The sequence below is a fragment of the Priestia sp. JV24 genome, assembly GCF_025910025.1.
In the GTDB taxonomy this organism is placed as follows: Bacteria; Bacillota; Bacilli; order Bacillales; family Bacillaceae_H; genus Priestia; species Priestia megaterium.
On the sequence record NZ_JAPCIN010000037.1, the window covers coordinates 1 to 21388 of the forward strand.

At 33.9% G+C, this 21388-nt stretch carries 24 protein-coding genes and 1 pseudogene; 15 read left to right on the forward strand and 10 right to left on the reverse strand.

Annotated features, from left to right (window positions below):
• Together OK414_RS27665 and OK414_RS27670 are read right to left on the reverse strand one after the other, a co-directional pair.
• Positions 1-261: pseudogene (locus OK414_RS27665) on the reverse strand (hypothetical protein); the annotation flags it as partial.
• Positions 262-267: 6 nt separating this feature from the next.
• Entirely contained in the window at positions 268-567 is a 300-nt protein-coding gene (locus OK414_RS27670; protein ID WP_234943144.1) for a DUF3231 family protein, read from the reverse strand.
• 29 nt (positions 568-596) lie between these two features.
• Between OK414_RS27670 and OK414_RS27675 the strand changes: the two genes are divergently transcribed.
• From OK414_RS27675 to OK414_RS27685, 3 genes are all read left to right on the forward strand, one after another.
• Positions 597-1325, forward strand: coding sequence for an STAS domain-containing protein (locus OK414_RS27675; protein WP_234943145.1), 729 nt, complete (start codon positions 597-599; stop codon positions 1323-1325).
• 282 nt (positions 1326-1607) lie between these two features.
• Positions 1608-2135 carry an MEDS domain-containing protein gene (locus OK414_RS27680; protein WP_234943146.1) on the forward strand — a complete coding sequence of 176 codons (528 nt, stop codon included), beginning with the start codon at positions 1608-1610 and terminating at the stop codon, positions 2133-2135.
• Positions 2136-2487: 352 nt separating this feature from the next.
• The gene (locus OK414_RS27685) at positions 2488-3264 is read left to right on the forward strand and encodes a DUF4046 domain-containing protein (protein ID WP_205664428.1); all 777 of its coding nucleotides are present in this window, start codon (positions 2488-2490) and stop codon (positions 3262-3264) included.
• A gap of 89 nt (positions 3265-3353) precedes the next feature.
• Here OK414_RS27685 and OK414_RS27690 read toward each other — a convergent pair whose 3' ends face one another.
• Positions 3354-3578 (reverse strand): hypothetical protein, encoded by a 225-nt coding sequence (locus OK414_RS27690; protein WP_205664429.1) that lies wholly within the window; start codon positions 3576-3578, stop codon positions 3354-3356.
• Between the two features lie 132 nt (positions 3579-3710).
• On the opposite strand from OK414_RS27690, the gene OK414_RS27695 reads away from it, so the two are divergent.
• The 6 genes from OK414_RS27695 (at position 3711) to OK414_RS27720 (ending at position 9470) form a co-directional block, all read left to right on the forward strand.
• Complete coding sequence (locus tag OK414_RS27695; protein ID WP_263046213.1) at positions 3711-5333, forward strand: spore germination protein; 1623 nt, start codon at positions 3711-3713, stop codon at positions 5331-5333.
• A complete protein-coding gene (locus OK414_RS27700; RefSeq protein WP_263046214.1) occupies positions 5323-6552 on the forward strand; it encodes a Ger(x)C family spore germination protein in 1230 nt (409 codons plus the stop codon). The genes OK414_RS27695 and OK414_RS27700 overlap by 11 nt, the downstream gene beginning before the upstream one ends.
• A 21-nt stretch (positions 6553-6573) precedes the next feature.
• Entirely contained in the window at positions 6574-7674 is a 1101-nt protein-coding gene (locus OK414_RS27705; protein ID WP_205664431.1) for a GerAB/ArcD/ProY family transporter, read from the forward strand.
• Between the two features lie 605 nt (positions 7675-8279).
• Positions 8280-8480 (forward strand): hypothetical protein, encoded by a 201-nt coding sequence (locus OK414_RS27710; protein WP_025751504.1) that lies wholly within the window; start codon positions 8280-8282, stop codon positions 8478-8480.
• A 533-nt stretch (positions 8481-9013) separates the two neighbouring features.
• Positions 9014-9193, forward strand: coding sequence for a hypothetical protein (locus OK414_RS27715; protein WP_025751503.1), 180 nt, complete (start codon positions 9014-9016; stop codon positions 9191-9193).
• A 127-nt stretch (positions 9194-9320) separates the two neighbouring features.
• Positions 9321-9470, forward strand: coding sequence for a hypothetical protein (locus OK414_RS27720; RefSeq protein WP_205664432.1), 150 nt, complete (start codon positions 9321-9323; stop codon positions 9468-9470).
• 156 nt (positions 9471-9626) lie between these two features.
• Here OK414_RS27720 and OK414_RS27725 read toward each other — a convergent pair whose 3' ends face one another.
• Entirely contained in the window at positions 9627-9764 is a 138-nt protein-coding gene (locus OK414_RS27725) for a hypothetical protein (protein WP_013056525.1), read from the reverse strand.
• A 514-nt stretch (positions 9765-10278) separates the two neighbouring features.
• On the opposite strand from OK414_RS27725, the gene OK414_RS29985 reads away from it, so the two are divergent.
• Positions 10279-10527, forward strand: coding sequence for a cold-shock protein (locus OK414_RS29985; RefSeq protein ID WP_234943148.1), 249 nt, complete (start codon positions 10279-10281; stop codon positions 10525-10527).
• A 223-nt stretch (positions 10528-10750) separates the two neighbouring features.
• On the opposite strand, the gene OK414_RS27730 is transcribed toward OK414_RS29985, so the two are convergent.
• Positions 10751-11278 carry a DUF2695 domain-containing protein gene (locus OK414_RS27730; RefSeq protein WP_205664433.1) on the reverse strand — a complete coding sequence of 176 codons (528 nt, stop codon included), beginning with the start codon at positions 11276-11278 and terminating at the stop codon, positions 10751-10753.
• 16 nt (positions 11279-11294) lie between these two features.
• Positions 11295-11681: a hypothetical protein gene (locus OK414_RS27735; RefSeq protein WP_205664434.1), complete on the reverse strand. Its 387-nt coding sequence runs from the start codon at positions 11679-11681 to the stop codon at positions 11295-11297.
• Between the two features lie 485 nt (positions 11682-12166).
• Between OK414_RS27735 and OK414_RS27740 the strand changes: the two genes are divergently transcribed.
• Positions 12167-12349: a hypothetical protein gene (locus tag OK414_RS27740; protein ID WP_028410102.1), complete on the forward strand. Its 183-nt coding sequence runs from the start codon at positions 12167-12169 to the stop codon at positions 12347-12349.
• Between the two features lie 633 nt (positions 12350-12982).
• Here OK414_RS27740 and OK414_RS27745 read toward each other — a convergent pair.
• Entirely contained in the window at positions 12983-14083 is a 1101-nt protein-coding gene (locus tag OK414_RS27745) for a GerAB/ArcD/ProY family transporter (RefSeq protein WP_205664435.1), read from the reverse strand.
• Between the two features lie 20 nt (positions 14084-14103).
• Positions 14104-15333 (reverse strand): Ger(x)C family spore germination protein, encoded by a 1230-nt coding sequence (locus OK414_RS27750; RefSeq protein WP_205664436.1) that lies wholly within the window; start codon positions 15331-15333, stop codon positions 14104-14106.
• Between the two features lie 924 nt (positions 15334-16257).
• On the opposite strand from OK414_RS27750, the gene OK414_RS27755 reads away from it, so the two are divergent.
• The gene (locus OK414_RS27755) at positions 16258-16851 is read left to right on the forward strand and encodes a GNAT family N-acetyltransferase (RefSeq protein ID WP_404932077.1); all 594 of its coding nucleotides are present in this window, start codon (positions 16258-16260) and stop codon (positions 16849-16851) included.
• A 658-nt stretch (positions 16852-17509) separates the two neighbouring features.
• On the opposite strand, the gene OK414_RS27760 is transcribed toward OK414_RS27755, so the two are convergent.
• Together OK414_RS27760 and OK414_RS27765 are read right to left on the reverse strand one after the other, a co-directional pair.
• On the reverse strand, positions 17510-18466 hold the full coding sequence (locus tag OK414_RS27760) for a hypothetical protein (RefSeq protein ID WP_263046215.1): 957 nt from the start codon (positions 18464-18466) through the stop codon (positions 17510-17512).
• A 65-nt stretch (positions 18467-18531) separates the two neighbouring features.
• Positions 18532-19047, reverse strand: a complete 516-nt coding sequence (locus OK414_RS27765) for a hypothetical protein (RefSeq protein WP_205664443.1) — start codon at positions 19045-19047, stop codon at positions 18532-18534.
• A gap of 632 nt (positions 19048-19679) precedes the next feature.
• On the opposite strand from OK414_RS27765, the gene OK414_RS27770 reads away from it, so the two are divergent.
• The 3 genes from OK414_RS27770 to OK414_RS27780 all read left to right on the forward strand — a co-directional run bounded on the left by OK414_RS27770 (position 19680) and on the right by OK414_RS27780 (position 21212).
• Positions 19680-19868, forward strand: a complete 189-nt coding sequence (locus tag OK414_RS27770; RefSeq protein ID WP_205664442.1) for a hypothetical protein — start codon at positions 19680-19682, stop codon at positions 19866-19868.
• Positions 19869-20141: 273 nt separating this feature from the next.
• Positions 20142-20666 (forward strand): hypothetical protein, encoded by a 525-nt coding sequence (locus OK414_RS27775; RefSeq protein WP_205664441.1) that lies wholly within the window; start codon positions 20142-20144, stop codon positions 20664-20666.
• 123 nt (positions 20667-20789) lie between these two features.
• The gene (locus OK414_RS27780; RefSeq protein WP_205664440.1) at positions 20790-21212 is read left to right on the forward strand and encodes a hypothetical protein; all 423 of its coding nucleotides are present in this window, start codon (positions 20790-20792) and stop codon (positions 21210-21212) included.
• Positions 21213-21388: the final 176 nt, after the last annotated feature.

Here is a 21388-nt window from a genome sequence, read left to right on the forward strand (position 1 = left end):
ACCTATATCTTTCCAAGCATCCCACATTGCAAAAAAATATAAACATGGATAAAACATCAGCCATCGATAATCAGCATGTTGGATAGATTTTTCAATATCTCCGTGAAAACTTAAAATAATGATTTCGTTAAAGTTTGATTGAACATTAACAACTAATTCTAATAGTATCAAAATGGAATCTTTAAAAAATTTGCCGTTTAAATACTGTCCGAATCCTGGAAGTGCAATACTCCACAACAATGCTTCTTCTTTGTTTGCCACATTGTTTTAATCCTTTGCTAAATCCCTTCGATTAGCTGCTAAAGGTGGTTGTTCTAACCACTCATTTGCAATCATAATATTAGCACCATCCTCAGAATACTTTAGAATTTCAGCTATTAAACGGTAATAATCTACATCCATATCCGTCCTCTGATCTTCAGAAATAGATACCCCATAGTTTCCAATTCCAGCATAAATCATTAAACTAAAATGAAATGCCATTAATTTATCAGAAAAAGGTGGTTCTTCAGAATCCGTGATATCTTGGTCATATGACATAGGTGTTGGTAGTGAACACATCTCCAAATAACTGGAAAAAACTTTAATATGTTTTAATGCAATTTCTTTTCCTCTTAGGAAATATTGATCTTTTAAAAAATGCTCAAAAATTATCTCTATATGTGGTAGAGAAAAAGGAAGAACAACTCGTTGCTTTCACTAAACAAGAAGGGATAGCCTGGGCAGAGCATGCCTTAACTCTTGCCTTCAAACTAGAATGGGTACAGGCTATTAGACGAACATTGTGGCATTTCCTCTACCAATATGATCGAATGAATAACCATTTTAATGGCCGTGAAGAATTTTATGCCTTAGAGAAACGTATTAATGATCGGATTGATCAATTTCTTAACACTTTCCTCATAAGCTATTCCAAGTATAAAGATGAATTAATTGCCTCCCAGAGAGACTTAGTTGAAAATCTATCGGTGCCTATTATACCACTTAGCCAATCTGTAGCTGTACTACCGTTGATCGGAATGATTGACCTCAATCGTATCCAAACAATTGAGGAGAAAGTATTGATGGGCATCTCAGATTTAAAGATTGAAACATTAATCATAGACTTGTCTGGAATTGCTAACATGGAAATGCATGTCGTTGACCATTTTCAAAAAATATTAACTGGAATTTCAATCATGGGATGTAAAGCTATTATTACAGGCTTACGTGCTGACTTAGTGCGAACAATGATTCACTCAGGGATCTCCTTTGAGGACAAGGCAGCAGCAAAAGGGACATTACAGCAAACATTAAAAGAATATCTAGAACAGAACCGACTTTAGGAGGAATAGAGAAGTTTCCTCTATATTAGGAAATGTAGATACGTTTGTGAAAATACATTCGTATTGAAAAAGTAAATAAAATTTATTCTATCTAAGTAATCATTACTAAGATAGCCTTGGAGTTAGAACTCTGGGGCTGTTTTGCTATAATACTGATAAAATTCTAGCTCCGCATATGATATACATCTTAAATCGAATTAATGTGAAATCATCACAAATAAGAATGCCATATTACTCTATAGATTTTTAGAAAATTTCGCTAAAATCATTCTGAGGTGAACTATGAAAACAGTTAATTCTATATCTAGTTCTAAAAAATTTGATAAAGGCCATGTCTTTTACCGTTTTGAGAATAACCAATTTTACATAAATAATTTAATGAGTTTTATTAAGAATGGATTAGAGAGTAAACAACGTATATTGATAATTGAGAGTATGAGGAAACTTCCTCAACTAAAAGCTAATATTGATAAAGAGTTTAGTCATCAACAAAAAGAAGCTATTCGTTTAGTTAATAATTTTGATTATTACTTGGCAAATGGTGATTTTCACACAAAAACCATTCTTACTCATTTTCAAGAAGATTTGTCTATATTGAAAACAAAAAATACATGGATCAGAACCTGGGCTCACGTAGAATGGGCTTCAGAGGAACCAGATGTTCTTTTACTAGAAGAATTTGAATCAACTGCCGATAATTTTGTTAAAGAAGAAGGTATGATTTCTGTTTGTGCATATGCTGCTGAATCTTTATCTTCAGCGTTGGACACTACTCTGCAACAATTACATCAATACATCAATACATTATGACAGATGATACCTGTTCTATTTCTCCCTTTTACAATGAGTGAATTTATTAAAAGTATGGCCATGAATCTACGTATCCATGGCTTTTTTGGTTTCTATATCGTATACATAATTTTCAAGAGTTATATTTTTGTTGTTCGTTAGAGTAGTTGGTGACGTCATAATTTTATACATGATAGCTTATCAGTCACTTAACTCATTGTATTCTCCTTTTTTTATAAATAATCACATGTTCAGGAACTCCTATCCGTAAACATGTATTTTCCTTTATTCATTCAACAATGCTCTCCTTGTATAAAAATTCCATAATTATAGACACTAATTAAAAATGCATATTTAAAAGGAGATTAGGATAGTGAATAGAGAACAAGTTATTGAAATGTATCAACATGTTCTAGAGAGGAAAAGAAAACGATTTCCTAATTATTTCTTCGTAGGTAAGGAAGGCAAAAAATATATGAGTTATATAACATGCTATTTACTTGAGCAACACTTATCAATCCCCATCGATGAAATTCCTTTTCAAGTAAGCGCAAATACATTGTGGTCTCATCGTCTCAGACCCCCTGCTATGCTATATGGATGGAATTATTATGAAGTCATTGACAATGCCTATCCAGGAAGATTTAAACCTTGGCAATTCCAACAGGTTCCTGATAAATATTGGGATGGAGAAGAGGGAAAAAAACGAGCTATTGAAGCAGTAAAGTATGTAATAGAGGAAAAATTAAAAATCCCTCTTAAAGAGATTCCTATACAGGTTAATAATCACTTTTTTAATCAACATAGCCTAGGAGGTGTCTTTTCCCTTTTCGGCCAATCCCCTTTTCAAGTGGTAGAAGCTGTTTATCCCGGTGTCTTTAAGCCTTGGCAATTTGCTCATGTTCCCATGAATTGTTGGAAAAATGAAACGTATATTCGGGAGGCAATGGACGATTTTTTATTCAAACAGCTTCATTTCTCTTCCTATCACGAGGCTTTTCTCAAATTAAAAAGAAATCATTTCACTGATTTTCAGTTAACGGGTCTCTTTCAAATGGCTTTTGATTCCAGAATGAACAATGTGAAGGAATGGCTAAAAAACCAACTGACGAACATAGACAATGGATTGTATTATGTGGATCTTGATTAATGAAAGAACCGATTGAAATGAACGGCCTGAACTAAATTACCATTATGTCAATTTCCTATTTTTGGAAATAATAATTAATGAGTATATGGTTACTTGCTTTGATTTTTCTTCTTCATAAAAAGATATAAAAATTCAGCAAAAAAAAGAAAAAGAAGAAAAAAAAGCACAAATAATTCGGCAACTTCCATTACCCGAAAAGGACTCACGGCGTTGTACAACGCCTGAGAAACATCAAATCCTTGAAAAATATCGATGCCTAAAGAAAAGGCCATTAAACATCCCATGATTAAAAGGCTAATAGCCATGATTTTCATATCTATCACGCTCCATTTAATAGGTTCTTCTCTTTCCTTTATGATGATACATAAATATTTTTTGTTAATTTTTACATAAAAAACTCTTATATGGTTAAAGTAATAAAAACTTAAAGAAGGGTGTTTAAATCTATGCCTTCGTTTTTTAAAGAACGAAAACCAAAAAAGAAACGACAACAGGATGACGAAAATCAAACTACTGATCATTCAATAGAACTGATACAAGTTTCATTATCAGGCAACCTTAATAAGATTAAACAGAAAACGGGAAATAGTTCAGATGTCGTTATTCGTGAGATAAAAATGGGAGGAAACTCCGACATTAAAACAGCCATTGTCTATGTAGAAGGAATTGTAGACAACCAATCGATCCAAGAGTATTTACTGCAATCTATGATGAAAGATGATCAGAAAGAAGAAGTAAATCAGCACAATGTGATAGACCTGCTTTCTGAAGATATGATGACGGTTGGTAACGTATCATCCATCAATAACTGGGATGACCTATTCTTAGCCTTAATGGCAGGTGATACTCTTGTTCTAGTGGATGGAATAGGTAAGGCACTGAGTGCAAGTACCAAAGGCGGAGAAAAACGTTCCATTTCGGAATCGGGTACCCAAATGGTGGTCCGTGGTCCCAAAGGAGCATTTATAGAGTCTATCGGGACCAATACAGCCATGGTACGTCGCATCATTAAGACCCCTGATTTATGGACGGAGAGCTTGAAGGTAGGGCGCGCAACAAAGACGGATGTGGCCATTATGTACATCCATGGTATTGCCAATGACAAGGTCGTTGAAGAAATTCGTCAACGATTACATCGAATTGATATCGATAGCATTTTAGAATCAGGCTATATTGAACAACTCATTGAAGATGAGACGATGACACCTTTTCCAACTATTTACAACACCGAAAGACCGGATGTAGTGGCAGGGAATCTATTAGAGGGACGGATTGCCATTTTCGTCGATGGAACCCCTTTTGTACTTATTGCGCCTGCTGTGTTCATGCAATTCTTCCAATCGGCTGAAGATTATTATACGCGTTTTGACATTGCAACCTCGATTCGTCTTTTACGTATTTTTATGTTTCTGATTTCGATTATTGCCCCTGCTACTTATGTTGCTGTCACAACCTTCCATCAGGAGATGGTGCCAACAACACTTATTGTAGCTATTGCCGCACAGAGGGAAGCCGTTCCTTTTCCGGCATTCGTGGAAGCACTTGTTATGGAATTAACCTTTGAAATTTTACGTGAAGCAGGGATTCGACTGCCAAAAGCTATTGGTTCGGCTTTATCTATCGTTGGTGCTCTTGTAATTGGGCAAGCAGCTGTCCAAGCGAGTATTGTGTCACCGGCTATGGTCATTATCGTCTCTATTACCGCGATTGCTAGTTTTGCCACACCTTCCTTTGATATGGCCATTTCGGCTCGTTTAATTCGCTTTTTATTTATGTTAGGTGCAGCGTCATTTGGCTTCTATGGGATTATTTTGACTCTTCTGATGATGGTCGTCCATTTATGCAGCTTACGTTCATTTGGTGTGCCCTATATGGCCCCATTCGCTCCCTTCATACCAGTAAACATGGGTGATACAGTTGTACGGTTGCCATGGTGGACACTGAGACAAAGACCGCGATTAGTTAGTACGAATACCGTTCGAGAAGGGACAAATCAACGCCCGCAACCTCCTGCATCCCGTGGTATGGTGAACCGGGATTTTGAAGAAGGTGACAACAATGAAGCGTAAAGGGGCTTTTCTTGTATTGATGATGCTGGTTACAGTCTTGCTTTCGAGTTGTTGGAGTAAAAAAGAGTTAACCGACCTTGCCATTGTATCAGCCGTAGGTATCGATAAAACGAAAGATGGAAAATATCACTTAACGCTCCAGATTATTAACCCAGGAAACGTAGCAGGAGGCATGCAAGGAGGGGGCGGCGGTACTCAAAGCCCTCCTATTACCATCTATTCGGCTTCGGGGGACAATCTAGTCGAAGCAAGTAGAAGGGCTTCAAGCAGAATTTCTCGGAGATTGTATTATGCCCATGCAAACTTGGTTGTAGTTGGAGAAAAAATGGTCAGAGAAGAAGGACTTGATACATTAATTGATGCGTTTGATCGAGATCCGGAATTTCGGAATACTTCCACCCTCGTGATTGCGAACCATTCGACCGCAGCTGATCTTGTGAAAACGTTAACGCCAGTCGATAAGATTCCAGCGAATAAAGTCCTAAAAACCTTAGAATTTACGGAAAGAAAATGGGGGGAGAATGTAAAAACATCACTCCAAGAGGTGATGAAGAGCCTTGAATCTCCTGGAAGAGGAACCGTCGTATCGGGATTTCGTCTAGTTGGGAATCCCCAGCAAGCACAAAAACTGGATAACCTTCAAGGAAGTGCACCTGAAGCAACACTTCGAGCTTCCGGAATTGCTGTCTTAAAACAGGGAAAGCTAGTGGATTGGCTGTATGGAAAACCAGCAAGAGGTACAGTATGGATTCTCGACAAAATCCAAGGTACCGATATTAATATTAATTGGGGTGGGAGAAACCAAGCCATTGCCTATCAAACTGTACGACAAAAAACAAGTGTGTCTGCTCAAGTGAAGAATGGGCAACCTCATATTTCTGTTCATACACGTGTTGAAGGAGATATCGGTGACATGGAGGTACCTGTGGATATCACCAATCCAAAAATCATTACAAAAATCGAACAATCGGTGAGAAAAGAAATAAAAAAAGAGCTAAAGATAGCTGTTGAACGTGCACAAAAAAACAAAACGGATATCTTGGGATTTGGCGAAGTGGTTCACCGTACTAGACCAAATCAATTTAAGAAATTAAAAACGGAATGGAATGATGTGTACTTTCCAAAGTTAGATGTAGATATTACGGTGGAAGCCTATGTACGTCGAGCTGGCTTACGAAACAAGTCATTTCTTTCAGGAATAAAAGAAAATCAAAAGTAAAGAAAAGGAGGTGCCAGTTACATGGAGAAAGCTAAAATTAGTTCTAGTCAGCTCTTTATCTTAATGGTTCTATTCGAACTGGGTAGTGCTTTATTGGTACCTCTTGCAATAGATGCAAAACAAGATGCGTGGCTTGCGATTCTGCTTGGAATGGTATTCAGTTTCGTTCTATTGTTAATCTACCACAAGCTTTATACCTATTATCCCGATCTTTTGCCTACAGAGTATCTGCAAAGGATTCTCGGGAAAGTACTTGGAACCGTACTGGCTTTTGTTTACATTCTTTACTTTATGTATGACGCCTCAAGGGTTCTACGCGATTTTGGTGAGATGCTGTTAACCTTTGCCTATCCGGACACACCTTTATTCATCGCGAATGCATTATTAATGCTTGTCATTATTTATACCATTAGAAAAGGAATTGAGGTCATAGCTCGATCAGGAGAACTGCTGTTTATTTTTATGTATGTTCTTGCGGTTGCTGGTTTTATCTTAATTGTATCTTCTGGATTAATCGAGATAAAAAATTTACAACCTATTTTGGAAGAAGGTTTATTCCCTGTCCTAAAAGTGGTATTTACTCAAACGTTGTATTTTCCATTTACAGAAGTCATTGTATTTACGATGATTTTACCCTATTTAGACAACCCCAAGAAAGCAAAGGTAACTATGTTATGCGCAACAGGATTAAGTGGAATCAATTTAATTATTACCATGCTTATTAATGTCTGTGTACTCGGGGTTGATTTAACTGAACGTTCCCAATACCCACTTCTTAGTACAATTGAGAGCATCCAAGTAGCTAATTTTTTAGAACGTCTTGATGTATTTTTTATGCTCGCATTAATCATCACGATTTTCTTTAAAATTTGTGTGCTATTTTATGCAGCTGTCGTAGGAACTGCTAGTTTATTCAAGGTTAAATCACCTTCACGGTTATCGTATCCTTTAGGGCTAACCATTCTCTTTTTATCTATTACCATTGCGAGTAATGTTCAAGAACATAACCATGAAGGACTAAAGGTGGAAATGCTGGTTCTATATATCCCTCTTCTTACGGTCATTCCTCCTTTGCTTCTTCTTGTTGCTTTCTTGAAAAACAGAAAGAAGCAGAGAGGATAACAGGTTTGGGCAAATTACTTTTCAAAAGATGAAGTGGTTCTTACAATCCGATGAATTCCTATAAGATAGTGCTTATCAATGTGAATTTAAGCTATTTGAGGTGATTTTTATGTATACTTGGTTTTAACGAGGTGTAGAAAATCGTAACGTCATGGCACTTGTAATTAAATGTTTTAAAAAGTATATGGATTATCTAGATAAGTTAGTTACACAACTCTCAAGTGTAACACTAAAATAATGTTTAAGGGTTTTATTTGTGTAATGTAAGTCACTCTAAAAGAGTGGATTTTTAGAAGGATTTTAGGTTGAGATAAACGGTAAGAATAAGATTCTAAAAGATAATTCAATTGACTTATACAATCGATTTACGTTACCATTGAACAAACTTAATACTCCAAAGGGGAGTAGCTGTACAACAAAAGTCGTCACTACGAAACAGAATGTTTCCGGCTTTGTTGGCAATCTTAATTGTTAGCAAGACCTTTGCCTACATTTTTAGTTAGGTGAAGTCTGTGTTTATACATCAAGCGCTTTTATCTACTAAAAAGATAAAAGCGTTTTTTGTTTTTTATAGATTTAAACTAATTATGAGGAGTGATTAAATCATGTTCAAGAAACTGTTTGATTCACTAATGAATAATAAACATAAGCATTACAGTAGTAGTGATTACAAGAGAGGAAAATCAAAACCTTTTAAGAGTTATAGCAGTAGTGATGATTATAGAAAAGGCCGTGATCATCACGGAAGTTATGGACATCACCATTATAAGAGAAAAAGAAAGAGTGGAAGTTTCTTTAGTAGTTAAATAAGAAAAAGCAACTTTATCTAAAGGCATTGGAGTGGTAACTTTTTAAAGGAATGTATAACTGGAGTTAAATAATAACATATATTTTTTCGTCATAAAGACTATTTTTTGTAGTGACAAGCATATGTTTATAGAAATATCGTTTTTATTTTTTGTAAATGATGAAGCTATATAGAGAGGAAGTTGAGTAATTGATTAATACAACCATTAATTTAACAAAAATTGTAATGCGTACTACTATGAAGAGTAACTTAGTCTTTATGAATTATTACCTTAATTCAAGGAATATTTTATTATCTAGATATAAGAGGATATAAAGACTATTTTCTGAGACAAGCATATGTATAAAAAGCTGCATACTCCGGAGAAAAAATCCTTGGTAGAAGGCTGATACATAATGGGCAGTCTTTGTTATAGTTATTCTTTATAATTTGTATTAAATATAAATAAATATAAGCTAATTCTAGAAGTATATGTTTTATCTATCTGAAAGAAGGGAATACTAGAGTCAACTTGATAAAGGGAGTGATCTTATGCAAGCCGATATGACGGTCGAAGAAGTCAAAGCCCAAATCCAGTACTTAGGAACGAATGGACAATCTTTAAAAAAGAAAAAAGTAAAGCAAACACATCCAAAACTAATGAAAAATGCACTTTATTTTTTCCCTAGCTGGGAACATGCTATGGTAGAAAGTGGTGTAAATAGCATATAATAAGCAGAAACTCAGTCTTTTTTGACTGAGTTTTTTTATTAAATATGGAAAGTTTTTAAAGGAAAAAGAATGATGGGTGTGGAATACAAAGAAAAACGGTTGCACAAAGATAGGAGAGATAAAAGACATGAATTCTACATTTAATCAACTTTTATCAATGAAAAATCTACGTGACGTTCAAAAAACAGAAATTTTGGTGCAAATGGAACAAGCTTTAAAGAATAAGGATAAAGAAACCCTCTTACGATTAACTAAAAAGCTTCGAAGTATCTCATAGAATACCCTCTGTAATAGAATTAACCCACTAACAGGAAGCCTTTACATGAGAACAATAATAAGCGACTTATCTATCCTAATTCGAACAGTAAGGTCGCTTATCCTATTTTTTCTATTCATATATTTACCCTTCCACTTTACAATATGTGTACATTTATTATGTTATATGTTCATCTTCTAACTGAATTAAATCTTTATCCTGAGATTGATTAAATAAATAAGTAAGGTATGAATGTAGTTCGAATCGGTCTTCATCAATAAAATTAGAAAACACCTGTTTATATTCTTTCAACATCTTTTCCTCCTTTATTTATGTTTCTTACTTCTATCATTACCTATCTAGTAATCTCTTATACATACAAATTAATAATGTACGTATTGATTGTATTAACTTGTATGTACGAAGTTGTATGTAACACAACACAGAGTTAAGAAAAGTTCATTCTTTCTTTGTGTATGGGCCCCACCTGCGCCAAATACATCGATAGCCACGCATGCTATCCACCTAACTTAAGTATAATAGAAAACGCTTACATAACAAATAATTATTTATAAAATTCCATAATGTAATTGAATTACTAGACAAAAACTTTTCGTAACATGTATTTTTTATTTCTATAACAAGCTTTATCAGTGGGTATAAAACAAAATAAGAATCATAGAGTATAACCAGCAATCCTAAGCCCTATATTTTCCGAGAAAAAGTTCATCTCTTATGTGCTTTTTTTAAAAAATTTTCTATCTGCTATATATCTTTGGTTACTATAAAAACTACTAAGGATTATAAAGAGGCAGCTTATTTTATATTTATGTATAATTACCTTACAAATAAATGTAGCAGGAAATTATCTATAATAGAAAGTAAAACAGGAACAGTGAAATGTTACGACAAGGAAAAAGATTTTGGGTTCATCTTACCAGATAATGGGCTTGAGGAGTTATGTGTTCATTTTAGTTCCGTTTATAACTCCAACTCTTTAAAAGTAGGTCAGGAAGTTTCTTATATAGAATATAAAGGTCATAAAGGGCCTCAAGCAGAATATGTTATGCTGCTCTAACTATGCAGCTGGTATAAAAGAAATTCTCTACTATTTTGAATTGACTTTTTCTCTTTTTAGATGAATATCCTATACACATTTAATTAACATATTTGATACTAAAAGTCCTTTTACTAGTGGCTTTTACAGCTTATAAATTGTAAGTTATTGAATAGTCATAAAATAACGGATTTGTGGAGCATTGTTTACTTAACATAATGTGCGTTCTAGGTAGCACTTTAATCTAATCAATTACATTCATAAGAACTTCACAGTCACAAAAACCACCTTGATTTTGTAAAGCCTTTACTACCTTGGCTTTTTTATTATGTAAAGTGCTTATATCTAACCACTCTCTGGTATAAACAAGTGTATGATCACAACCATACACTTCTAATTTTTCTTGTAAGTATACTTCTAATGATTGCAACTGCTCTGATGTCATATCTAGCTCTTGCCATTTACCCGCATATTCTTTTAATAGAGCTAATCTTTTTAATAACTTCTTATCTTTTTTATCAAGAAATAGTGCGTTCTGAAGTGCCGTCAAAGCTGCGTTGTAATTTAATAGATATTCCTCAGATTGAGATAACAATTGCCAAGCTAAAGCATCATTTGAATACTGTTTGACATATTCTTCAAGTCCTTTTCTTGCTGCCAGGACATGGGGAATTGCCTTTTTTGAAGGGGCTCTTCTTTGATAAGAACCTTGCATTGCTAATTTTTGTCCTTTTATTAGTTCGTTTGGTAACTCTAATAAACAATCATCCATTTACATAGCTCCTTTTTCACATCACATGTATATTGCTAACTCTAATAAACCATTTTCCATGTTTATCTTCATAAATATTACACTGAAGAGTTAAGTCACTACGTTCATTATCGTAATATAGGTCAAAGTCCACCATGTATAGCAATTTAGGGAACTCGTTTTTTAAATTGTTCTTTCCTAAGCGAAAATGGGGAACAGTTTGTTTATAAATATAAATAATATCATCTAATCGATAATAGGCTTCTTCTGGAGGAAGCGTCATAACTCCTGGATAGTAATCTAATTCCTCTCTCAAATCCATTATCTCAGTATCATCTTCTAAAGGTAATGACTCTATATTACTTTTGACTAATTTTTCTACGACTCCTTGGACTAACTCTATAATTTTTTTCTCATTCTCCATTAGAAATTTATCCCCTTTTACCGTCTAATATGTATGTATATTATATACGTTCCTAGTTTACATAAACACTCTTTCCGGAAGACACGAAAAAGAGAACCCTGTGCGCCACTTGGGTTCAGCTAAGAGTCCCTTTTCCGGAGTATACATCTTTTTATACATTGTTGATATGACATTCTTTGGATAGTTGAAAGAAACGAGAATGTATAAAAAGCGCTCCTTTTATACATATGTTAACCCCTATAAAAAATAGCCTATATGCGAAAAATATGATGAAAATAGCTTATTCCATACATCAAATATGTATGAGCTCTACTAAAAGCAGCCGAAATAATCACGGTTGCTCTTTTTTTGCCTAAAATCGTGTTGTTAGCGAACTCATACATAAAATTAAAAGTCTTTTCGTGAGTAGTTGTATTAGTAATTTTCTCATACTACCTCTTATTTTCTTCAACACAAATCAAATAATACGTTTAGGAGGTGTTTTTATGCCAGAACACAGTTTCAATAAAACACATAATAATAACAATCATAGCAATAGTTATGATACAAACGGTGGAAGTATCCAACCAGTAGATGTACCCCAATCTGTCGGAAATAAAATTCCTGCTGAAAACGATGGACTAACTGGAAAAGTAAATGCAAACCTCGGATACCATCCAAAAAAATAGCACGAAAAAACCGCCCTACAAAAGTAAGGCGGTTCTCCGATAAGTTTTATCTTACAAAACTAAAACCATGTAGAATCTTTATATTTTGGAGATTATACCATTTAACAAAAAAAAGAGCAACCCTAAAGTTACTCTTTTTCTCAGCAAAAACTAAAACAAAATGTGTGCATTGGTGCTCAAGGAGTGTTCAATAAAGTATAAGTTCAGGAATAATAAGAGCTTCATCATAGATCAAAATAGACCATTTTACCATGTTGTTGCAGATAAAATTCATTATGATGCCTGACTTTTTTAGATAGCGAGCTTTTCTTAAGTCATTAATATAAGTGATAACTGTATTTTGTATAAATAATCAAGTTTTAAAGAAGAAAGCTCCGTTATGAATCAACAAGCCCTGAAACTGTTAATTATCTATTTTTTTAATTTAAAGTACGCATATGCACTCAACATGATAGCTACCATCATTATACAAGTAAGAGGAAACAGGATAGTATTAACAAAATGATCATAAAACCAACTATACAGAAAAATCACCTCACATAGTTTAAATTCACATTGATAAGCACTAGTTTAGAAGGATTCACGGATTGTAAGAGTTATTTCCTCCTCAGAAAAATCAAGCAAATGAACCTGTTACTCTCTCTGCTTCTTTCTATTTTTCAAGAAAGCAACAAGAAGCAGCAGAAGAGGAATAATCGCAGAGAGGGGAATATACAAAACAAACATCTCTATCCCCAATCCTTCATGGAGGTGTTCTTGAAAATTGCTAGAAATCGTCATTGACATAAATAGAATCATAAGCCCTATAGGATATGAAAGTCGTGAAGGTGATTTAATCTTAAATAAGTTGGCCGTTCCTATGACAGCCGCATAAAGCAACACACTTATCTTAAAGAAGCCACCGGTAACTAAAGCAATCATAAAAAACACATCAAGACGTTCTAAAAAATTAGCTACTTGGATGCTCTCAACTGTACTAAGAAGTGGGTATTGGGAACGTTCAGTTAAATCAACCCCGAGTACACAGACATTAATAAGCATGGTAATAATTAAATTGATCCCACTTAATCCAGTTGCACATAGCATGGTCACTTTTGCCTTCTTAGAGTTATTTAAATACGGCAATATCATTGTAAATACGATAGCTTCGGTAAACGGAAAATATAACGTTTCAGACAATGCCACTTTTAATGGTGGTAACAGACCTTCTTCCAGTGCAGGTTTCAAGTTTGTAACATCGATTAAACCTGAAGTCACAATCAAAATAAATCCAGCGACCACAAGAATATACATGAAAATAAAGAGGAGCTCTCCTGATCGAGCTATGACCTCAATTCCTTTTCTGATTGTATAAATAATGACAAGCATTAATAATGCATTCGCGATGAATAAAGGCGTGTCAGGATAGGCAAAGGTCAACAACATCTCGCCAAAATCACGGAGAACCCTTGCAGCATCATACATAAAGTAAAGGAGGTAGACAAAGGCAAGTACAATTCCCATCACTTTACCTAGAATAATTTGCACATACTCCGTAGGCAAGAGATCTGGATAATACGAATAAAGCCTATAATAGACTAATAATAGAACAAAACTGCATCCCATTCCAAGTAGAATAGCAAGCCAAGCGTCCTGTTTGGCTCCCATAGCAAGAGGTACCAGTAAAGCACTTCCCAGTTCGAACAGAACTATTAAAATAAAGAGCTGACTGGCACTAATTTTTGCTTTCTCCATTCACTGGCACCTCCTTTTCCTTACTTTTGATTCTCTTTTAACCCTGAAAGAAACGATTTATTTCGTAAGCCAGCGCGACGTACATAGGCTTCCACTGTAACATCTACATCTAACTTCGGAAAGTACACATCATTCCATACCGTTTTTAATTTCTTAAATTGATTTGGCCTAGAACGGTGAACTACTTCCCCAAATCCTAAGATATCTGTTTTGTTTTTTTGCGCACGTTCAATAGCTTTCTTCAGCTCTTTCTTAATTTCTTTCCTCACAGATTGTTCGATCTTTGTGATAACCTTTGGATTCGTTATATCAACTGGTACCTCCATTTCACCGAGATCTCCTTCAACACGCGTATGAACAGAAATATGAGGTTGACCATTCTTCACTTGGGCAGACACACTTGTTTTTTGGCGTACAGTTTGATAGGCAATCGCTTCTTTTTTTCCTTCCCAATTAATATTAATATCCGTTCCTTGGATTTTGTCGATAATCCATACCGTTCCTCTTGCTGGTTTTCCATACAGCCAATCCACTAACTTACCTTGTTTTAAAACGGCAATTCCAGAAGCTTGAAGCGTTGACTCAGGTGCACTTTCTTGAAGGTTATCCAGCTTTTGTGCTTGCTGGGGATTCCCAACCAGGCGAAATCCTGATACGACGGTTCCTCTTCCAGGAGATTCAAGACTTTTCATTACCTCTTGGAGGGATATTTTTACATTCTCTCCCCATTTTCTTTCTGTAAACTCTAAGGTTTTTAGTACCTTATTCGCTGGAATCTTATCAACTGGAGTTAACGTTTTCACAAGATCAGCTGCGGACGAATGGTTGGCAATCACGAGGGTGGAAGTATTCCGAAATTCCGGATCACGATCAAAGGCATCAATTAATGTATTAAGCCCTTCTTCTCGTGCCATTTTTTCTCCAACTACGACCAAGTTTGTATGAGCATAATACAATCGGCGAGAAATTGTGCCTGAAGCCCGTCTACTTGCTTCGACTAAATTGTCGCCAGAAGCTGAATAGATGGTAATAGGAGGGCTTTGAGTACCACCGCCTCCTCCTTGCATACCTCCTGCCACATTCCCTGGATTAATAATTTGGAACGTTAGATGATATTTCCCACCTTTAGTTTTGTCGACACCCATTGCTGATACAATGGCCAGGTCAGTTAACTCCTTTTTACTCCAACAACTGGAGAGCAAGACCATCATCGTCACCAGCAGTAAAAGAAAAGCCCCTTTACGTTTCATTATTGTCACCTTCTTCGCGGTCTTTGTTTGAACGCATAAAAAATGAATCCTTTAACACCACAACTTCTCCCTACTTTCACTTGACGAACGACGAAACCTTTTCCTGTTTAATGATGTTAAGAATCGTTCATGGTGACAGTTCTTTATTATGTTTTAATTTTCAAAGGATAAAGGCATAGTTTTAGCATTTTCTTATCTTTGGATATTTTAACCATACGTCGCATTTTTATGTGATAGTGAACAAAAGTGTTTCTACACTAGACTAGAAGAAAGAAAAGAAGAGGGTGGTTAGGATAATATAGTATAAAATAGATAAAAAAGCCCATCGACCTAAGTGGATGGGCTTTATCTTTCTTATATGAATTGTTAAACTAACTAACGCGTTTTTTAATTTTTGGTTCAGGCTTAGGCTTTATTAGTAGGGAGGATAAAAATTCATAAATAATCGCGAATACCAAGGGTTATTTACGCTCCTTCAGTCTATATTTAATTTGACTTACATGTAATCATAAAAATAAAAAGTAAAAACTGATTTGTATTACATGGATCAAGTGGGAAATTTGCATCGTAAGATTATACAGATAGATTATAGTAAAAAAAGATGATTTCTCATAGTCCTATTTTTAAAAAATTATTAAATGATTTTTTCCTTTTTTCTCTACTCGAAATGCTTTTGAACTTAAATGTAATTAGTTATAGATTAGAAATGTATCGTTCAAAATCACATAAACTTTTCCCTATCCATAAAAGTATGAGTTCACAAATAAAAGGCCCTTATTATAGAAGAAATAGAGCCTTTTACCATGTTATTTCCGATAACACGTTTTATGTAAACAAATACATTTAACATCATAGCTAACAAGGACATTAGCTAATTCTTGAAGAATGTCCTACTAAAAGTTTCTTGAATTTAGGAGGATTTTCTTGTATATAAGAGATTATAAAAGTACAGATGAAACTGGTTGGGTCAGATGTAGAGTATTAGCTTTCTTAGATACTGCGTATTTCGATAACGTCCTTACAAGTAAGGAGCAATATGGAAATTTAGCTGTTGAACTAGTAGCTATAGAAAATAATCAAGTAGTAGGACTTATCGATATTGAGTGTGAAATGCAGGCTGGAACAATTTGTTCTGAAAAAGGGACCAATCTTGGAGGTATGGTTTGGCATATTGCTGTTCACCCAGATTTTCGTCGTAAAGGAATCGCATATCAATTACTTTGTGAAGCAGAGAATCGAGTTAGAAAACTAGGTATTAATTATCTCGAAGCATGGACTCGTGATGATAATTGGGTGAACAAATGGTATTTAAAAAACCGTTTTGAAATTAAGACGTCCTATTTACATGTATTCCTTGAAAGCTCTAAGGAAATAAAGGAAGCGATTCATAGCTCAGTGCAAGGTTTATGTTTAATTCAAGCATTTGCCCATTATACAGGCACTGAGAAGGAAAAACTTATGAGTGAATATAAAAGAGTTCATGAATGTATTTGTTATCAGAAAGAATTACTTAAATAAAAATATATATTTCCATACACCCTGTATTTAAATGAATCAGAGCAAAAAATAATCCTTTGCAAATATGCAAAGGATTTTCAAATTTATTGGAATAGGGGGAATACGTTATTAGTCTGGCCAGATTTGTAGATTCATATACATATAACTTTAAAAATAAATGATGTGATCGACTCTTTTTTCAGGGAATAACTTTACTTAAGTTTTATTTATAGTTAAGTAAATATTAAAGTATTTCATTTATTGTTAATGTTTTACTATTTACACTTATTGACGACAAATAAGAAGTTTTTCTACAATATATGTAAATATAGATGTTTATTTAAAGAAAATAATTTGCTAATTATTTCACGACATTATACCTATATGCAGTGGTACTAACAAAGTATATGACGAACAAGATTCTACCTCCTAATGTAGAACTTATTGATTATAGGCATATCATCAAGATCTTGATACATAAGGAGGGGATGAAAAACGATTATGTAAAATAGAAAAAGACATAAAAGAAAACCCACTCATTTCTGAGTGAGCCATTTGTTAGGTAACAAAACTATTTCTTTCCTTTCCCCCTATCTCGCACAGTCTGTGCCATTGCTAAAAAAATAATGACTGCTATAATAATCACTAAAATCATACCAAATTCCATTTTTCTTCCTCCCTAGTTATTCCTCTTATTAGGTTCTATCACAGTTCTAAGTGATCCAAACGTTTCTTGACTTTCATAATTATCTTCGCTTACTTGGTAAGGGTAAGGAAAAGCTAATAATTGAAAATTACTATCTTTATTTACATGAGGTAATGTAAAATCAAAAAGGTTACGTGATGCTTTTTGAACAGTTGTATATACCACTTCTTTATCATCAATAATCTTAGTCTGCTTCCAATCTTTAAGAGCAATAACTGCGTATCTTATTGACTTATTTGAGTTGTTACCAGTAGAGAATAATAGTTTCTCCCCCTCTTTCGCAACCACTACAGATTGCAACTTATTTTTATCATCTGTAATAAACATTTGTTCATTTAGTCCATCTTTTATCACAGTATTAGGTTTTACTTCTTTTAAACTATCCACCTTATTAGGTTTCACTGGATAACGCATGCTTAAAACATCTTCTAGTATGGACGCTCTGTTAAGGTCCATTTCTTTTAATTTATAGCTAGGCTTTTTTATCAATAAAAATGTAAGTTCTTTCGTGTGTTCCTTAACAGGAATTTTCACAAGAATATCTTTAGATGAATTTGGATTCATTGTGAAAAAATATGTTGACAGTTTTTTCTGATTCCCAAGACTAAAAGGCATCTGTTTAAAATCTTCAAGTATTATTAAACCGTATTCTCTTTGCTCATTCAAATTATGATTTATAGAGACATTTACATTTACTTCATCATTTTCCGAAGTAAGGACGCTTCCATTATCAATGTACTGCCCATCTAAGCTATTCAACCCATACTCTATAGTATCCACTCCTGCATCTTTCCTATCACCACTCTTAAATGTTTTTTGATTTTGCGAGATCGAAATTGAGTTGTCATCTCTAAAAATTTTATGGAAGAAAGCATAAAAACCAAGGGCAAAAACCATCACCATGATGATAGCAATAAAATATTTTTTCATATAAGTACCTCTCCTTCTAGATAAATAAAAACGATATGCTTAAAGCATATCGTTTATTCTATATTTCACCACTTAACTTTAGTTTCTTTGTAAAGAGTATTATAACCTTTTTTCTTGTAAGTGTGCTTTCCCATTGCGTAATCATTACCATAGTAAGCTGTTCCATTATCTGCTTTTACACTAACGTACTTAGATTGAGTTTCTGAATCTTCATTAGAATGAATAAGGGATCCATCACCATTGTAAGTTTTGCACTTAACATATATGTAGTCTTGGGCTACTTCAGCTTTTGAGTACGAAGTAGCCCAAGCCATGGTCAGGCGAACGTGCACTGTTGTGTTGGAATTTGTTTTATATCCTTTACTGCCTGCTGAAGCAGAATATTCGTCCGGTTGAAGAACAGAAGCCTCTGTATCAGTATTTACTGCATCTTTTAAATCAGACTGAGCTTCTACTTCTGCTTCAGTTGGTGCATGTGTTTGAGTGTCTTCTTCTACACTGGTTGCAGCACTTGCCCCAGAACTAAAACACAAAATAGAGACCCCTGTGAATGCTGCGATTAAAGAATTTTTTACTTTCATTATAAAATCCCCTTCCATTTTTAAGTTCAGACTTTAGTAATATTAAATAAATTTCGAAAAAACCTTCTTTATAACTATTAATTTTTAAAAAAATACTATAAATGTTTATATATTACAAATCTGGTATTAGAGGAGAGGGTTCAATAATGAAAAATCACTTGTATTTTTATTTTCATTTGTCGCAATTATACTAATGGCTTCTGCTATAAAAATGAAAGGTTTTACATTCAAAACAAAAGTCCTTAAAGTTATACTTTTAAGGACTTTTATTGGTTCCGCGAATCATTATTATGTAAACTAACTTTGTATAACATATACAACCTGAAAACTAAAAAAAGGAGCAGATTCAAATTTGAAATCTGTTCCTTATCCAATCCAGTATTAATACATATACCTTTAAAATAGAAGTATTAAACAATTATTGCGAAAAGAAAAAAGCTACTGTGCCTCAACAGTAGCTTTTTCAGTAAGAAAATAGGTTGTAAATACCAAGGCCGGAAGGTATTTAATTATATTTTGTTCTGAATCCCTAAAAATATACCGTGATTTTCTATAAAATACCATAATAATATTGTTTAGATATCATATAGATATTATAATGATATTAATATGATATTTAAGGAGTGAATTTGATGACAGTTAAAAAAATGCCTGTGTCGTTGCCGGAAACTTTAAAAAGTGAATTGAAAAAAATGTCGGTAGAAGTTGGATTGTCACAAAATCAATTACTAGTAATGTCTGCGCAAAGTTTAGTAGCTAATTACAAAGAGAAAGGTAGCTTTATCTTTGCTGATCTCCTTAATCCTGAACATCGTTCCTAATAAATTACAAAAATTAAGTAAAAGCACTAAAACGGTATTTTACTTAATTTTTTAGAAATAAAAAAGGCTACTTTAACCTTAAAGTAGCCTTTTTTGAACATCATCAAATAAAGAATTTACCACTGTAAAAATATCATATCCTTCCTCAAGAAAAGATATTCATAAAACTCTCCACGAAATAATTATCAAGATTATAAGTACTTTTTAATACATAGCATATTTTTGAAATGATTGTGCAAATTAATGGTAAATTCAATAAAAGGAGCACATCAAATGAAGAATAAACTAACTGTAGTTCTTGCACTATTTTCAATGTTTTTTATGGTGCCGTTTGCAGCACAAGCAAATACCCATGAAGAGTATGTAAAATCTCTTAAAGAGGATATGAGTAAAAGTGGTTATATCCCATTAGATCAGGCTGTTGCAAAGTTTGAGAAAATGTATAATGTAAAAGTTAAACTACCTAATGTGCCTATAAATTCAAGTTATGAAGTTGGGCGTATTAATCCAAAAGAAGATAAATTATCTCTTAAGTGGATGGATTTAAGTGAAGGCAGCTCGAAAAGTTTCAGAGTAGATGTTAGAACAATTGAAGAAAACAGTACAGATTTACGTTATGCAGATGAACAAAAAGATGAATTGGTGACTCTTCAAGATGGTACTAAATCATATGTCAAAAATAGCCCTGATTATTATGAGGTGTCTTTTAAAAAGAACAGCTTAGAGTATCTATATAGGGCTGATAGCAAGGATATGAAAAAACAAGATTGTATTGATATTGCAGAGTCTTTTAAATAAAAAGTAAAGAACCTTGAAAGAGGTTCTTTACTTTTTTTGTTTTCGCTAAAAAAATAAAGGATTTTTTCTCGAAATACAGAAATATACAATTTGTTGAAAAAATAGCTATTTGGGGGAGATTTAATGAAAAAAATAAAATTTTTCATGTTAATTTGCGCAGCTTTATTCGTACTTACGGCTGTGGGTTTTTCTGTTCCTAATGATGCAAATGCAGCTTATAAATGCTATGGAGGAGAAAGGTGCAAGGTTGTTAATTTAACTTATAAAAAAGATAAAAGTAAAAGTTCTGCCAAACTTTATTTGTATAAGGGTGAAAGCGCAAGAATAGACTTTGAAACAAACTCTAATAGTTTACACCAAGTGGCTTTTGCGGCGTATGACTATGATGGTAAGAGAATAACTAAGTGGGTTTATGCAGGAAGCAAGGGCGGTAGCGACTATGAGTATTTTGATGTCCCTTACACAGGTTCATATTATATCAAAGCGCTTTGTAAGGGGGGAGAAACAAATACTTGCTCAGGTGGAGGGACAATAAAAAAACCATAATATATAATGAGGAGATAGCAAATTTAAGTAAAATCAAGAAATGTAATTTTACTTAAATTTCATATAAATGAATTAATTTCATAACTCGCAGCCCTTACGTGCCAAGGGTTTTGAGAACATAAAAAGGGAGTACCTCCCCAAATTCTTGTATAATGTAGTGACCAAACAAAAAAAAC

Coding starts and splice junctions, on each gene's coding strand:
- OK414_RS27675 (WP_234943145.1), top strand. CDS start 597: ATGCAATTTCTTTTCCTCTTAGGAAATATTGATCTTTTAAAAAATGCT.
- OK414_RS27775 (WP_205664441.1), top strand. CDS start 20,142: ATGAAGAATAAACTAACTGTAGTTCTTGCACTATTTTCAATGTTTTTT.
- OK414_RS27750 (WP_205664436.1), bottom strand. CDS start 15,333: ATGAAACGTAAAGGGGCTTTTCTTTTACTGCTGGTGACGATGATGGTC.
- OK414_RS27730 (WP_205664433.1), bottom strand. CDS start 11,278: ATGGATGATTGTTTATTAGAGTTACCAAACGAACTAATAAAAGGACAA.
- OK414_RS29985 (WP_234943148.1), top strand. CDS start 10,279: ATGTATAATTACCTTACAAATAAATGTAGCAGGAAATTATCTATAATA.
- OK414_RS27690 (WP_205664429.1), bottom strand. CDS start 3,578: ATGAAAATCATGGCTATTAGCCTTTTAATCATGGGATGTTTAATGGCC.
- OK414_RS27700 (WP_263046214.1), top strand. CDS start 5,323: ATGAAGCGTAAAGGGGCTTTTCTTGTATTGATGATGCTGGTTACAGTC.
- OK414_RS27680 (WP_234943146.1), top strand. CDS start 1,608: ATGAAAACAGTTAATTCTATATCTAGTTCTAAAAAATTTGATAAAGGC.
- OK414_RS27760 (WP_263046215.1), bottom strand. CDS start 18,466: ATGAAAAAATATTTTATTGCTATCATCATGGTGATGGTTTTTGCCCTT.
- OK414_RS27745 (WP_205664435.1), bottom strand. CDS start 14,083: ATGGAGAAAGCAAAAATTAGTGCCAGTCAGCTCTTTATTTTAATAGTT.
- OK414_RS27770 (WP_205664442.1), top strand. CDS start 19,680: ATGACAGTTAAAAAAATGCCTGTGTCGTTGCCGGAAACTTTAAAAAGT.
- OK414_RS27765 (WP_205664443.1), bottom strand. CDS start 19,047: ATGAAAGTAAAAAATTCTTTAATCGCAGCATTCACAGGGGTCTCTATT.
- OK414_RS27695 (WP_263046213.1), top strand. CDS start 3,711: ATGCCTTCGTTTTTTAAAGAACGAAAACCAAAAAAGAAACGACAACAG.
- OK414_RS27715 (WP_025751503.1), top strand. CDS start 9,014: ATGCAAGCCGATATGACGGTCGAAGAAGTCAAAGCCCAAATCCAGTAC.
- OK414_RS27740 (WP_028410102.1), top strand. CDS start 12,167: ATGCCAGAACACAGTTTCAATAAAACACATAATAATAACAATCATAGC.
- OK414_RS27720 (WP_205664432.1), top strand. CDS start 9,321: ATGAATTCTACATTTAATCAACTTTTATCAATGAAAAATCTACGTGAC.
- OK414_RS27705 (WP_205664431.1), top strand. CDS start 6,574: ATGGAGAAAGCTAAAATTAGTTCTAGTCAGCTCTTTATCTTAATGGTT.
- OK414_RS27725 (WP_013056525.1), bottom strand. CDS start 9,764: ATGTTGAAAGAATATAAACAGGTGTTTTCTAATTTTATTGATGAAGAC.
- OK414_RS27735 (WP_205664434.1), bottom strand. CDS start 11,681: ATGGAGAATGAGAAAAAAATTATAGAGTTAGTCCAAGGAGTCGTAGAA.
- OK414_RS27710 (WP_025751504.1), top strand. CDS start 8,280: ATGTTCAAGAAACTGTTTGATTCACTAATGAATAATAAACATAAGCAT.
- OK414_RS27780 (WP_205664440.1), top strand. CDS start 20,790: ATGAAAAAAATAAAATTTTTCATGTTAATTTGCGCAGCTTTATTCGTA.